The organism is Verrucomicrobiota bacterium (assembly GCA_019247695.1).
Lineage (GTDB): Bacteria > Verrucomicrobiota > Verrucomicrobiia > Chthoniobacterales > JAFAMB01 > JAFBAP01.
In genome coordinates, this window is sequence record JAFBAP010000103.1 from 1 (window position 1) to 13,744 (window position 13,744).

Sequence of the window (13,744 nt, forward strand, 5' to 3'; positions counted from 1 at the left end):
TCCGAACTCCGAACTCCGAACTCCGAACTCCGAACTCCGAACTCCGAACTCCGAACTCCGAACTCCGAACTCCGAACTCCGAACTCCGAACTCCGAACTCCGAACTCCGAACTCCGAACCCCGAACCCTTTCCCCTTCTCCCTCTTCTCGCCGTGGTCGCCGTGGCCCGCCGTGTTCGCCGTGTGAACTCCGTCGTTGTGCCCGCCAGCTCGCCGTGTTCCGCCGTGCCCGCCGTGTGAGTCAGCCGGAGGACGCCCATCGCTCCCAGTCCTCGGGGGTATCCAGGTCGAAGGCGCCTTCCGGCCAGTCAATGATTCTCACCTGCGGGCCCGCTTCCTTCAGGATCCGGCGCGCACCTTCTTCTCCGCGCAAACCCCCCAGGGCCGGGAACCATGCCCGGCCGAAGAGGGTAGGCGGGCCGAGCACACCCGCGTACCGGCACGCCACCACGGCATCGGGTTCGCCGTCAAACCTGCCGATCATCTCGGTAATCAAGCCGGCGCGGAGCGCCGGTTGATCCGCGAGCACGATCAAGGCGCCGTTGGTACCCGGGGCGAGTTGCCGGAAGCCGGCCGCGATGGAGCTTCCGAGGCCGGCAGCCCACCCGGCGTGCTCGATGATTTCCACCCGCGTATTGATGGGTAGACAGGCGCGGTATTCCCGGGCAAATGCACCGATGACGACCAGCAGGCGTTCGACCGGAGCCGAAAGAAGCTCGTCGACCTGCCGGCGCAACAGCGGTTCCCGATCCAGTTGCGCGAGCAGTTTCGGCCCACCGAATCGGGCCGATTGGCCGGCCGCCAGTAAAATGGCTTCAACGCCAGCCACGGCTCGACTTTGGCTCTTCCGCCGGATGTATGGCCGATGGACGGTGTTTCAGGAAGCCGGCTCCACGCCCAGCCAGGACTGATTGCGCCTCAGCCACGATCGCCAGGGCGATCTCCTCCGGCGCTTCCGCGCCGATGTCCAGTCCGGCCGGACAATGAACGTGGCGCAGTTCCTCCGGGTCAACCCCGTCATCCAGCAGTTCATGAAACAACCGTTCACGGCGCTGTTTTCCGCCGACCAGGGCCAGGTAACCGTACCCGCGGCTCGATGCCCGCGAACGTTCCAACGCCGTCTTCAATGCCACCAGGTCCGCACCCAGCCGGTGCGACATCACCACGCAGCCGGCTTGCGGATCACCGGCCGGCAGCGACGCCGGGTCGGTCATTACGACGACTTCCCAGTGAAGAAAACCGGCCAGCCGAACCAAGGGTTGCAAATCGGGTCTGTCCCCCACCAGCACCAACCGGACCGGCGGCAACAACACCTGGGCAAAGCCGCTGGCTTCCATGCTGACGGGCGCCGAACTGATCTCGGTACGCAGCCCGGCGTCGGGCCCGTCCAGCCCTCGCATGACCGTCAGCAGCGGTTTGCGCTCACGACGGCACTCCTGCAGACGCTCGACGAGCGAGCTGGGCTTAACCACGCGTTCCAGCACCACCTCGATTTGCCCGTCGCAGCCGAAAAGTGACCGCAGGTCAAATTTCAGCCGTTCGCTTTGCCCGGTCTGCAGTACCGCGATTCCGCGGTTCGCCACCTCCCCTTCGATGCAGCCCGGGCTGAGCGAACCGGCCGTCCCGCCGGAATCGTTCACCAGGATGCGCGCTCCCGCCTGGCGATAGCTGGATCCGCTGATCCGAACCAGGGTTGCCAGGCAAAAAGGACCCGGCCCGGCCTCGTACAAAGCCAGGATCGAATCCAGTTCAGTCCAACTCATCGGGGCGCAGGCTTTTTCCAGGGTTGAGGCACCCGGCGAGATCAGATCGAACTGATCTGCGGGGCGCCACGTTCTCCCAACAACAATTTTTCGGGTGTGATCGGGAATTCACGCACCCTCTTTCCGGTCGCATTATAAACGGCGTTCGCGATCGCCGCCGGGAGGCCGGCGATGCCGATCTCACCCACGCCGCGCGCGCCGACGGGGCTGAAGATCAGGTCCGGTTTATCGACGAAAGTCACGTCGATGTACGGTACGTCGGCATTTGTCGCCACGAGGTATTCCGAGATGTTGGCGTTGGAAAAACGCCCGCTGGCCGGTTCCAGCAACGATTGTTCGAGCAAAGCAAGCCCGATCCCGAACACCACGCCCCCGATCACCTGGCTTCGCGCGGTTTTGGCGTTTATCACCGTACCGATGTCCATGACGGTCGTCACCCGTTGGACCCTGACTTCCGCCGTGTAACGGTTTACCTTCACTTCACAAAACTGCGCGCCGAACGAGTGGTAAACGTACTTATCCTCGTTTGAAAGCCCGTCGGCCCTCTCAACGGCTTCGACCGCACCGCGATCCACCGCGTTCAACACGTCGGCAAACGACACGCGGCGATTGTCCGCCGACAGGTAGCCGGCATCGTAACTTACCTTTTCGGGCGGCACGCCGTGCAGGGGTGACCTCGCGTTCGAAACCGCCAACCGGATCACCTTCTGGACGGCTGACTCCGCCGCCTTGCGGACCGCGGTGCCTACGCTGGCAACCGTCTGGGACCCTCCCGAAACCGGGGCCGGCGGAAAGATGGAGTCGCCCAGCGCCGGCCTGACCCGGTCAACCGGCAGGCCGAGGTATTCGGCTCCCACCATGGCAAGCACGGTCCACGTTCCCGTCCCGAGGTCCTGGGTGGCGGACGAGACTTCCGCCGTGCCGTCGGCCAGCAACCTCACTTTGGCCGAGGCTCCTGACCGGTGGGCTCCATACAAGGCCGAAGCCATTCCCATCCCCCTCAGCCATTCGCCTTCCTGACGCGTCCCCGGCTGGGAACCACGCTGGTTCCAGCCGAATTTATCCGCCCCGATCCGGTAACACTCCGCCAGGTTCTTCGATGACCACGGGACGTTTTTACCCGGGTAAACCTCCGCATAATTTCGCATCCGCAGCTCAACCGGATCCAGGTCCAGCTTTACCGCCAGTTCGTCCATCGCGCATTCCAGCGCAAACATGCCGGGCGCCACGCCGGGCGCGCGCATGAACGTAGGAGGCCCGACGTCAAGCGGCACCAGCTTCTGGCTGACCTGAATGTTAGGAGACTTGTAAAGGAACCGCGAAGTGCGGTGCGCAGCCGCCTCGATAAACACCTTCGAGTTGGAGATCGTGGACTGCACGTCGTGCTTGATCGCCTGCAGCGCGCCGTCCGGCGCGGCGGCCAGTGCGACCTGTTGAACGAGGGCGGGGCGGTGCCCCACCAGGGTGAACATTTGCGCGCGGGTTAACACCGTTTTTACCGGACGTTTTAACTCGCGGGCCGCCGCCGCCGTGAGCGGCGAGTGCATCCACATCGAGCCTTTACAGCCGAAGCCACCGCCCACGAATGGGCAAATCACCCGCACCCGGTTTTCGTCGATCCCGAGCACCGCGGCCACGTTCTGCTGGTGGGAGATGATGCCTTGGGTTGCCTCATAGACTTCCAGGCTGTCCCCCTCCCAGATCGCCGTCGTGGCGTGCGGCTCCATGGGGTTATGATGGTTTATCGGTTCCCGATAGGTAACCTCAACCGAGACGGGCGCTTGCCGGATGACCTCGTCGATGTTCGTCACGCCGGGTGCGAGCACCGTGGCCGTGGCACCCTCTTCGTCGACTGATTTGGGCGCAAAGGCGTGCGGCAAGGCTTCTTCCCACGCCAGAACCGGCTTGGCCTGGTCGTACTGCGTCCGGATCAACGCGGCGGCATCACGCGCCTGTTCGAAGCTGTCGGCGACCACCAACCCGATAATCTGGCCATAATACCTGACGTTCCGATCCTGCAGCGGCGGGTAGTCATCACCGGCGATGGCCCCTTCCGAGCGATCCAGCGGCGCGTAAAGCTTCACGGGCCGGAACGGTGTGAAGACGGCCGCGACGCCCGGCGCTCGCTCAGCCTGGGCCGTGTCCATGGCGCGGATGGAACCTTTCGCCACACTGCTGGTCACCAGATAGCCAAACGCCAGGTTTTCAGGGTGACGATCGCCGGTGTAAAGCGCCGTTCCCGTCACCTTCTGACGGCCATCAACCCGATCCTGAGGTTTCCCGAGTACCTGGTAGTTCATTATACCAAACCTCCTAACTGGCTGAAGGCGCGAATCACCGTCCGCTGCATGAGTTCCACTTTAAAGCCGTTGTCCGAATAACGTTTTGCCCCGTTGGCGGCGAGCGCGGCGGCCGCCTCAAGGCTCGGGCGATCCAGCGTCCGTCCGTTAAGGGCCGCCCCGACGTTTGGCAGGAGCCACGGCCGCGTGCCGACACCGCCGACGGCAACTTCCGCCTTGCGTACCCGGTCTCCATCCATGCTCAACACCACGGCCGCGGACGTGAGCGCAAATTCATAGGACGCGCGGTCCCGAACCTTGACGTAACCGGTTTTGGCACCAACAGGGGGCCGGGGTACGGTCACCTCGGTAATAAGCTCACCGGGCTCCAGCACATTTTCCCGGTCAGGCCGGTCCCCCGGTTCCAGATAAAAGTCGCGCAGCGCCACGGTGCGCGTCCTACCCTGGCCGCGGAGGTGCACCTGGGCATCCAGGGCGACCAACGCAACCGCCAGGTCGCTCGGATTGGTCGCGATGCAACTCGAACTCGTGCCCAGAATCGCGAGCATACGGTTTTCGCCGTTGATCGCCGGGCACCCGCTGCCGGGCACCCGCTTGTTGCACGCCGAATTAGTGTCGCGGAAATAGCTGCACCGGGTTCGCTGCAACAGATTGCCCCCGATCGTCGCCATATTCCGGAGCTGGGGCGAGGCGCTTTGCAACAAGGCCTGCGAGATAGCCTCGTACCCGCTCACGACCGCCGGATGCGCGGCGACGGCGCTCATGGTTTCCAGGGCGCCGATCCTCAAACCATCCGCGTCCTCCCCGACGCCGCGCAGGGGTAACTGGTCAATGGCAATGAGTTCGTCAGGCGTCATCACCTCCAGTTTCATCAAATCCACCAGGGTGGTGCCGCCTGCGAGATAACTGCTCTGCGGGCTTCGTTGCCCCAACTGCTCAAACGAAGTCACCGCCGTGAACCGAAACGGCCGCATATTATGCACCCTCCTTTACTTGCCGGGCAGCCACCTTGATCGCGTCGACGATGTTCGGGTACGCACCGCATCGGCAGAGATTGCCCGACATGAACTCCCGGATCTCGTCGTCTGAACCGGTGTGCCCTTCCTTGATGCAGGCGGCGGCCGACATGATCTGGCCCGGGGTACAGTACCCGCACTGGAAACCGTCGCACGCGATGAAGGCTGCCTGCACCGGGTGCAACTCGTCGCCGTGCGCCAACCCTTCGATCGTCGTTACATCCTTGCCGTTGACCATTGCCGCCAACGTCAGGCAGGAGAGGACCCGCTGGCCGTTCACGTGCACCGTGCACGCCCCGCAGGCGCCATGGTCGCAACCTTTCTTGGTTCCGGTAAGGTGCAGACGATCGCGCAAGGTATCCAGCAGGGTGACGCGCGGGTCGACCAGCCAGTGAACCGGCGAACCGTTCACCCGCAGGCGCAGATCAACCAACTGGTCGGGGACTTCCTTGGTCTGCGGCTGCGGTTGAACCGGGGTCGGCGGATCCGCTTGGGCCTGGCGCGCCAGCGGCAGCGTTACGCCCAGGGTCGCCGAGAGCGCAGCGAGCTGAGTGATAAATTGGCGCCGGGAGGGACCGGGCGTCGCCTCAGTACCGGGCCGATCGGACCCGGAGGACACATCATGTGGCATGACATATATTCGCACGCCGTGGGGAGATGCAACCGGAAGGTCGGGCGTCGGTCACACGGCGGCCGCAGCGAACTGGCGGGCACAACGACTGAGGTTCACACGGCGAACACGGCGAGCCACGGCGAACACGGCGAGAAGAAGAATGCCAAAAATGAGGGCTGCCGGTTGGGCATGCCGGGAATCTACGCCGTCTTTGCCCCGGAGCGGCGGCGAGAGCAATCGGCCCTAAAATTCCAGGCTGATGAATGCCGCCGCTCCGGGGCAAAGACGGCGTACTCCTTGCCAGGTGCCGAATTCAGGGTCGGGTGCCAAGTAACCCTGTCTTCCCGCCGTGGTCGCCGTGGCTCGCCGTGTTCGCCGTGTGAACCTCAGTCGTTGTGCCCGCCAGTTCGCTGCGGCCGCCGTGTGACCGACACCCGGCACTGGACACCGGACACCCGACACTGTCCATTTGTGGCATTGGATGATGAACTACGTTGACCTTTCCGGGCGTGCCAAGTTCTGGATGACGGGATCGGACCGGCTTCGCTATCTCAACGGGCAGTTGACCAATGACCTTAATGCCCTGGTTCTCGGCCAGGCCATGTACGCTTTCGCTCTCACGGCGAAAGGCAAGCTGGCCGGGGATCTCTACCTTCGAGCGGTCAATGACGCCTTCCTGATCGACGCGCCCGCCGAATTGCGCGACTCGCTGCTGGCAAGGCTCGAGCGCTACGTTGTCGCCGACGACGTCGCGATCGAAGACGTTACGGAACAATTCTACCTGTGGCACTTTCTCGAGCCGCTGGCGCCGGCCGAGACTCCGTCCGGCGTCATCCGAAACGAGAGCAGCCGCTTCCGCCGGGCCGGAACGGACCTCTTTTTTGCCGCCGAACCCGCGGTGCCGGCCGGCGTCGAACCCGCCGAACCTTTAGGAGCCGCGGAAGCCGAGACCCTGCGGGTGGAAGCCGCGATGCCGAAATGGGGACACGAACTTGATGAAAACGTGTTGCCTCAGGAGTTGGGGCTCGATGAGCTTGCCATCAGCTATACCAAGGGTTGTTACCTCGGACAGGAAGTCGTTAGCCGTATCAAGAGCGTTGGGCACGTGAACCGCCGGTTGGTGAAGCTGCGGCCGCTTGAGGGTCCGGCGCTGCGGCCGGGTCTGGCCCTGACGGCGGCCGGCCAACCGGCACCGGCGGCGGGCAGTGTGACCAGCGTGGCGCCGCTTCCGGTAGGCGGCCAGGTTTATGCCCTCGGTTTTGCCCGGCGCACCCTCGCCGAGCCCGGAAACCGGCTCGGGGTAGTTGATCCGGCGACTTCCGGCTTGATCGGCACCGTCGAAGTCTGCAGCCTTGGCGTGACTCGAGCAAACCCATGATGCGTGCTTTCGCCTTCGTCATTTTTCTTTGTTTTTCGTCGTTAATTGCCGCGATGGCCGATGAGGTGGCCGTGTTCGACGTGCAATGGGGCCGGAAACGAGATCGCCAGACGCGCAGCTTCGCCTTTGCCTTCTTCGATAAACAGGCGTCCTACACCGTCTATAACTTCAAGCGACTGGTCGCCGGTAACTTCTACGTAAAGACGACCATTCATCGCGTCATCCCGAATTACCTGGTGCAAGGCGGCGATCCCTTGAGCAAAGGCAAGGACCGGTCACGCGTAGGTACCGGCGGTCCCGGGTACACCCTGCCGCCGGAAATCAACCGGCGGCACCTGCGCGGATCGGTCGCCATGGGCCGGCTCGGAGACGCCGTTAACCCGAGGCGCTTGTCAAACGGGAGCCAGTTCTACGTCTGCCTGCAACCAATTCCCGCCCAAGACGGCAAAGACACCGTTTTCGGTGAGGTAGTTGCCGGGCTGGACGCCCTGGATGAGATCAGCCGTCTGCCGGCTGACAGCAATGCGAATCCGGTTGACCCCGTCGTGGTTACGCGCACCTACCTGATCGATCGGAGCCGCTTGGGTGGCCCTCCCGTCCGGTCGCAAACCCGTCGTTGACGGCGATGATGGCGACGGCAGCGCCCCGCCAAATGCCGGACGCACCCGCGAATCGGTGCCGGAAATTAAGTTCGGTGCTCGCGGTGTGAGAAGATTTTTGACCCGTCCGGTGAGGCTCTCCCGTGCGTGAGTAAGGGTGGGCATGGGCGGAATACCGCGCCCGCGTTTCCCACCCTTTATGAGAGCCCCTGTTTTTAACGGCGCCGGTTTTTTTCTGAAATCTGACCGGACGTAAAATGGACTACCCTGATTTCAGCCTGACAAACCGGGTCGCCCTGGTTACCGGAGCCAGTCACGGCATCGGCTTCGGCCTGGCCAAGGCGCTGGCTCATGCCGGCGCGACGGTGGCGGTGGCGGCTCGCTCGGCCTCCGACCTTGAAAACTTGACGGACGAAATCCGCGCGGAGGGCGGCAAAGCGCAGGCGTTTTCGCTCGACGTCCGGAAAATCGACCAGGTGCACGGGTGCATCCGCTCGGTCCACGAGTCACTGGGTGGCTTGGACGTCCTGGTCAACAACGCCGGACTCGGGGCCAACCATCCGGCCGTCGACGTCACCGAGTCCGACTGGGATGAAATGATGGCGGTTAATCTCAAAGGCCTCTTTTTTTGCTGTCAGGCAGCGGGACGGATCATGCTCCGGCAGGGATTCGGCCGCATCATCAACCTGAGTTCGCAGGCAAGCGTCGTCGGCATCCGTGACCATGCGGTTTATTGCGCCTCAAAAGGGGGTGTAAACCAGTTGACCCGGGTACTCGCGCTGGAATGGTCCGCCGCGGGCGTGACGGTGAATGCCGTGGCTCCTACCTTTATCTATACACCCGGAACCGCCGAACGGCTCGACAACCCGGCTTATCGTCAGGGGGTGATTAACCGTCTGCCGATCGGACGCGTGGGTACGATCGCGGACGTTGCTGCGGCGGTGATTTATCTCGCCTCACCCGCTGGTTCATTGGTGACGGGCACGGTCCTGATGGTCGACGGCGGTTGGACCGCCCAATAATAGGGCTATAGGGCTGAACCGTCGCCCTGAAAACGGGAAAAAAGGACGCAGCGGGCCCTGGTTCTTTCCCGAATGAGGCCCTCGCCTCCCCCCCGGCGACGGCACAAACGGATTTGCAGCAGGCTTCTTCCTCAAACCAACAAGAAAGCAAACACATGACGGCAAAACTTACTGGAAAAGTCGCATTGATCACCGGGGCAAGCGCGGGCATCGGGCAGGCCTGCGCGCGGCTCCTGGCGCAGGAGGGAGCACGGCTTGTCCTCACGGCGCGACGTCAGGAACGGCTCGATGAACTTAAACGGGAAGCAGAGAAAGCCGGCACCCAGGCCATCAGCGTCATCGGCGACGCGCGGGAGGAGAGCACGGCGATAAAAACGGTCGAAGCTGCCACCCAGGCTTTCGGGAGGGTTGACATCCTCGTCAACAACACCGGCGCGGGCAATTACAAGAACCTGATCGATACGAGCGCCAAAGAGTACGATGACCTGATGGACACCAACGTTCGCTCAACGTTTCTGTTCACCCGGCACACCGTCCCGGTGATGCTCAAGCAGAAAGAGGGCACCATCCTGATGATCTCATCGATGGCCGGCATTTACGGGTTTGCGGGCGAAGCGGTCTACTGCGCCACGAAGTTTGCCCAGGTCGGCTTCGCCCAGGCGCTCGACAAAGAACTTCGCACCCAGGGAATCAAGGTCGGCGTGATCTGTCCCGGCGGGGTTAAGACGGAATTTGCCCTCGGCCTGGGTCGCACCGAGGAGGGCGTCAGCAAGTCGAATATGCTCGATCCGGAAGACGTGGCGGGCGCGGTTCTGCTGGCGTGTACTCAGGCGCCGCACTCGAGGATCATCGAAATTCAGATGCGGACCATGGCGGAACCGCTCGCCTGACGGCAGGCTGCGCGCTCGCGCTTCCAGGGAAGGACGGTCATGCCCCGCCGCCCGGCCTTCCCTCGCAGCGCGTCTCGAGAACCTCAGCAGACTTCATGGACCGCACGCGCGTCCGTATCGACGCGGGTAATGTCCTCCGGTCTGAATACCTCGATGGAATGCGCGCTGGTCTCAATGATGAGATGCCCATGCGGGCTCACCCAGGCATGCTGCCGCGTCGGCACATGAATGTAACGTCCGCCGGAGAGGTGAATGGTGAACGCGCGCCAGTCGGCACCCGAAAGTAATTGTCTGATCTGCTCGAGCATAAGGTCCAGGGATGCGGGAATTCGACGGATAATCCCGTCGTCTTTCCGGGAACATATAGCGTAGCGCGGACCGGAGGCCAGCGCGGAGTGATCCCCGATTTACGCCGGCCGGCCGTGGGGCGCAACGTAGGAGTTCACACGGTCACACGGCGGCCACAGCGATGGGGCGGGCACAACGGAAGAGTTCACACGGCGAACACGGCGAGAAGATTAAATCATCCGCAGAACACGCAGAAGAACGCAGAAAAGAGAAAACATCCACAGATTACACAGATTGACACAGATTAAGGGGCCCCGGCGGCAACTCCAAGGTTGACACTCGCACCCACCCTCTACAATGCCACTCCGAACTCCGAACTCCGAACTCCGAACTCCGAACTCCGAACTCCGAACTCCGAACTCCGAACTCTTCCCCCCTTCTTCCCGCCGTGGTCGCCGTGGCCCGCCGTGTTCGCCGTGTGAACTCTTCCGTTGTGCCCGCCCTCCTCACTGTGCCCGCCGTGTGACCGTGTGAACTCTTACGTCGTGCCCGCCCAACCCCGCCGCGCCCGCCGTGTGACCGAACTCCGAACTCCGAACCCCGAACTCGACACCCGTTACTCAGGGCGACTCCTGGCCGGCGTACTCTGTGGTCTGCTGGATCAGCTTGGCGACCAGGGCCGTCCAACCGGTCTGGTGAGATGCCCCCAGACCGGCGCCGTTGTCGCCGTGGAAGTATTCGAAGAAAAGGATCAGATCCCGCCACTCGGGATCCTGCTGGAATTTTTGAGTACCTCCGTAGACGGGGCGCGTACCGTCCGGCCGCCGCGTGAACAAGGAGATCAACCTGCGGCCGAGTTCCTGGGATACCTCCCAAAGCGTCATGAACTTCCCGGAACGAGTCGGACATTCGACCTTAAAATCGTCGCCGTAATAACGGTGGTACTTTTGGAGCGATTCGATCAGAAGGAAGTTGATCGGGAACCAGACGGGGCCGCGCCAGTTCGAATTTCCGCCGAACAGCGGAATGACCGATTCGGCCGGTGCGTAACTTAAAGTGTAGGTGCTTCCGTTGATCCGGACCTCGGCGGGCTGATCCCGATGGTATTGCGACACGGACCGGATGCCGTGCGGGCTCAAGAATTCGTTCTCGTCGAGCATGTACTGCAAAAGCCGCCGGAGCTTATCCTGGTTTACCAGGGAGAAGAGCAGAAACCCCTCGGGCGAAGCCTCCAGGGTAGCGGCTGCCGGCCCTTCCGGATCGCCGGCGACGGCCGCGGCCCCTGTCGCTGCGGTCTCAGGCACCGGTTTAATCGGCGACACCCGGTTCATCAGTTCCGGGTACTGGCCGAGAAACCATTTTAGCCGCTCTTGGAACTCCTGCCCTTCCTGTCCTTGCAGGGCAGCCGCGGACACGGTCTCGACGGCAAAGATCGGCATGAGGCCCTCGAGAGTTCGTGCCCTCACCTCCTGAAATGACCCGGCCGATGAACGAATCACGTCGTAGTAGAAGCCGTCCGTATCGTCCCAGAGGTCGGCGTATTCATCCGGCAATGATCGCGCGTGGTTGAGAGAATCGGCGATGTAAACGAAATGCTGCAAAAACTTGGCGGCCAAATGGTCGTACCTGTGATCCGACCCAGCCAGCTCCAGGGCGACCTTGATCATGATCAGACTGAATTGGCCCATCCAGCTGGATGCATCCACCTGATAGATGGTCGAGCCCGCCGGAACGCTGTTGCGGTCAAACAGGCCGATGTTGTCCAGTCCCAGGAAGCCACCTTGAAACAGGTTGTTGCCGTCGGCATCCTTACGGTTGACCCACCAGGTGAAATAGAGCAGGCAGTTGTGAAAAATCCTCGCCAGGAAATCCAGGTCCGCGCGCCCGTACATCTTCTTCTCGATTTTGTAAACCCGCCAAGCCGCCCAGATATGCACCGGCGGATTGGTATCCGAAAAGGACCATTCGTACGCCGGCACCTGGCCCTCGGGGTGCATATACCATTCTCGAACCAGCAAGTGGAGCTGCTCCTTGGCGTAGTCCGGATCAATCATCGCCCATACGATCGTATGGAAACAGAGATCCCAGCTCGCAAACCAGGGGTACTCCCACGCGTCCGGCATCGAGAGAACATCTTCGCCATAAAGGTGCGTCCAGCGGGAATTCCGGCCCTGCTTGCGGCTCGCCGGCGGAGGCGGAAAGGCCGGGTCGCCTTCCAGCCATTGGTTGACGGCGTAATAGTAAAACTCTTTGCTCCATAAGAGCCCTGCAAAAGCCTGCCTCTGGATTGATTTGAGCTCGCTCGACATCCCCGGCGCGGTGATCCGGTCATAGAACTCGTCCGCATTCCCGATTTCGCGGGTGAAGACCTCGTCGAAATCATCGCCCAACGCCGGGTTCAGCGTTAAATCGCTACTCAACCGCAGCCTCAGGACCCGGGTCTGTCCGGGATCGAGGGTAATTTGATAGTGCGCAGCTGCCTTCGTGCCCTGCTGCGCCGGGTTAACCGTCTGCGCTCCCGAAACGATGTAGTCGTTGATGCCGTCTTTGGGAAAGGGAGTGCTGTTGGGCACCTGGTAGAGAAGCTGGAGGTTCGTCTCGTTTTCCACGAAGAGCAGTTCCTTCGGCGGCTCGCAGTACCAGGCCATCGTCTCCCGGGTCTCATAGGTCGCCTGAACCAGCCACACCTTGGGATCAGGTGAATCTTTCTTCGCCAGGTTTGGTTTCGGCGAGCCCTTCTCCCACGACCACGTGTTGCGAAACCACAAGGTCGGCAGTGCGTGGATTTCCTTTCGGTTAGGACCACGGTTAGTTAGCGTAATTCGAATCAGGATGTCCGTCGGGTTATTCTTCGCATACTCCACCTGGACATCCGTGTATTCGTTCCCGTCGAAGATTCCGGTGTCGAGCAACTCGTACTCGAAAGAGTGAGGGTCCGCTTTCCGGCGCCCGTTTTCCCGCCGCAGGTCATCGTAGGGAAACGCCCCGTGCGGATACTTGTAGAGCACCTTCATGTAGCTGTGAGTGGGAGTATTATCCAGATAGAAGTAATACTCCTTCACGTCCTCGCCATGGTTTCCTTCGCTGTTGGTAAGCCCGAAGGGCCGTTCCTTGAGGAAAGGATCGTTGCCGTTCCATAAGGCGAGCGCAAAGCAAAGCCTGGCGCGTTCGTCGCAAATGCCGGCCAACCCGTCTTCACCCCAGCGGTAGGCACGCGAACGGCCCTGTTCGTACGAAAGATATCTCCACGCGTCGCCGTCCGGGCTGTAATCCTCGCGAACCGTGCCCCACTGTCGCTCGCTTAAGTAGGGCCCCCAGAGCCGCCACGAAGCCTTTCCCTGGCGGGCGTCATCCAGTTTTTGTTCTTCCTGAGTCATGGCGAGTGTCGGGTGGAGTTCGGAGTTCGGAGTTCGGAGTTCGGAGCTCGGAGCTCGGAGCTCGGAGTGGCATCGTAGGGGGTGGGTGCGAGTGTCAACCTTAGAGCTGCCGCCCGCTCCTCTTAATCTGTGTCAATCCGTGTAATCTGTGGATGCTTTCCTTTTCTGCGTCCTTCTGCGTGTTCTGCGGATGATTTAATCTTCCCGCCGTGCCGGGTGTCGGGTGTCGGGCGGGGTTCGGAGCGGCATCATGAGGGCTGAGTGCGGGGAGTCAAGTCCGGCTTTACGCATAATTGCTCCCCCTCGGTCGCGGCGTCAGCACCAGCACCCCGTGTGCCACCCGACACCCGACACCCGTTACCCGTTACCCGTTACCCGTCCGCCCGGACCTTGATCTCAGCCCGTCCGGGCACGATTGTGCCCGTATGCGGGAGCATTTCCGCCAACCCTTCTACCAGCTTTTCGGCGCCTTCTTGTGCCTCGCCAGTACCGGCCCGGG

General features: G+C 62.2%; 11 protein-coding genes. 4 read left to right on the forward strand and 7 right to left on the reverse strand.

The window, feature by feature from the left end; genetic code table 11:
- Positions 1-240: 240 nt before the first annotated feature.
- From JO015_11665 to JO015_11685, 5 genes are read right to left on the reverse strand one after another with little or no spacing between them, the layout of a single operon-like run.
- Positions 241-828, reverse strand: a complete 588-nt coding sequence (locus tag JO015_11665; GenBank protein ID MBV9999754.1) for a nucleotidyltransferase family protein — start codon at positions 826-828, stop codon at positions 241-243.
- Complete coding sequence (locus tag JO015_11670) at positions 815-1,762, reverse strand: XdhC family protein (protein MBV9999755.1); 948 nt, start codon at positions 1,760-1,762, stop codon at positions 815-817. Before JO015_11670 ends, JO015_11665 begins: the two co-directional genes overlap by 14 nt.
- A 41-nt stretch (positions 1,763-1,803) precedes the next feature.
- Positions 1,804-4,062: a xanthine dehydrogenase family protein molybdopterin-binding subunit gene (locus JO015_11675; protein MBV9999756.1), complete on the reverse strand. Its 2,259-nt coding sequence runs from the start codon at positions 4,060-4,062 to the stop codon at positions 1,804-1,806.
- Complete coding sequence (locus tag JO015_11680; GenBank protein ID MBV9999757.1) at positions 4,062-5,036, reverse strand: xanthine dehydrogenase family protein subunit M; 975 nt, start codon at positions 5,034-5,036, stop codon at positions 4,062-4,064. Before JO015_11680 ends, JO015_11675 begins: the two co-directional genes overlap by 1 nt.
- Position 5,037: 1 nt before the next feature.
- Positions 5,038-5,709, reverse strand: coding sequence for a (2Fe-2S)-binding protein (locus tag JO015_11685; GenBank protein MBV9999758.1), 672 nt, complete (start codon positions 5,707-5,709; stop codon positions 5,038-5,040).
- Positions 5,710-6,172: 463 nt separating this feature from the next.
- Between JO015_11685 and JO015_11690 the strand changes: the two genes are divergently transcribed.
- The 4 genes from JO015_11690 (at position 6,173) to JO015_11705 (ending at position 9,580) form a co-directional block, all read left to right on the forward strand.
- Complete coding sequence (locus JO015_11690; GenBank protein MBV9999759.1) at positions 6,173-7,069, forward strand: folate-binding protein YgfZ; 897 nt, start codon at positions 6,173-6,175, stop codon at positions 7,067-7,069.
- Complete coding sequence (locus JO015_11695) at positions 7,066-7,689, forward strand: peptidylprolyl isomerase (GenBank protein ID MBV9999760.1); 624 nt, start codon at positions 7,066-7,068, stop codon at positions 7,687-7,689. The genes JO015_11690 and JO015_11695 overlap by 4 nt, the downstream gene beginning before the upstream one ends.
- Before the next feature lie 236 nt (positions 7,690-7,925).
- Entirely contained in the window at positions 7,926-8,690 is a 765-nt protein-coding gene (locus JO015_11700; protein ID MBV9999761.1) for an SDR family oxidoreductase, read from the forward strand.
- A gap of 155 nt (positions 8,691-8,845) precedes the next feature.
- On the forward strand, positions 8,846-9,580 hold the full coding sequence (locus JO015_11705; GenBank protein ID MBV9999762.1) for an SDR family oxidoreductase: 735 nt from the start codon (positions 8,846-8,848) through the stop codon (positions 9,578-9,580).
- Between the two features lie 83 nt (positions 9,581-9,663).
- On the opposite strand, the gene JO015_11710 is transcribed toward JO015_11705, so the two are convergent.
- On the reverse strand, positions 9,664-9,888 hold the full coding sequence (locus JO015_11710) for a hypothetical protein (protein ID MBV9999763.1): 225 nt from the start codon (positions 9,886-9,888) through the stop codon (positions 9,664-9,666).
- A 600-nt stretch (positions 9,889-10,488) separates the two neighbouring features.
- Positions 10,489-13,245, reverse strand: a complete 2,757-nt coding sequence (locus JO015_11715; GenBank protein MBV9999764.1) for a glucosidase — start codon at positions 13,243-13,245, stop codon at positions 10,489-10,491.
- Positions 13,246-13,744 lie beyond the last annotated feature (499 nt).

Bases quoted from the DNA above. Each gene is read 5' to 3' on its own strand.
- JO015_11670 (MBV9999755.1), bottom strand. From the start codon at position 1,762: ATGAGTTGGACTGAACTGGATTCGATCCTGGCTTTGTACGAGGCCGGG.
- JO015_11675 (MBV9999756.1), bottom strand. From the start codon at position 4,062: ATGAACTACCAGGTACTCGGGAAACCTCAGGATCGGGTTGATGGCCGT.
- JO015_11680 (MBV9999757.1), bottom strand. From the start codon at position 5,036: ATGCGGCCGTTTCGGTTCACGGCGGTGACTTCGTTTGAGCAGTTGGGG.
- JO015_11685 (MBV9999758.1), bottom strand. From the start codon at position 5,709: ATGCCACATGATGTGTCCTCCGGGTCCGATCGGCCCGGTACTGAGGCG.
- JO015_11690 (MBV9999759.1), top strand. From the start codon at position 6,173: ATGATGAACTACGTTGACCTTTCCGGGCGTGCCAAGTTCTGGATGACG.
- JO015_11695 (MBV9999760.1), top strand. From the start codon at position 7,066: ATGATGCGTGCTTTCGCCTTCGTCATTTTTCTTTGTTTTTCGTCGTTA.
- JO015_11700 (MBV9999761.1), top strand. From the start codon at position 7,926: ATGGACTACCCTGATTTCAGCCTGACAAACCGGGTCGCCCTGGTTACC.
- JO015_11705 (MBV9999762.1), top strand. From the start codon at position 8,846: ATGACGGCAAAACTTACTGGAAAAGTCGCATTGATCACCGGGGCAAGC.
- JO015_11710 (MBV9999763.1), bottom strand. From the start codon at position 9,888: ATGCTCGAGCAGATCAGACAATTACTTTCGGGTGCCGACTGGCGCGCG.
- JO015_11715 (MBV9999764.1), bottom strand. From the start codon at position 13,245: ATGACTCAGGAAGAACAAAAACTGGATGACGCCCGCCAGGGAAAGGCT.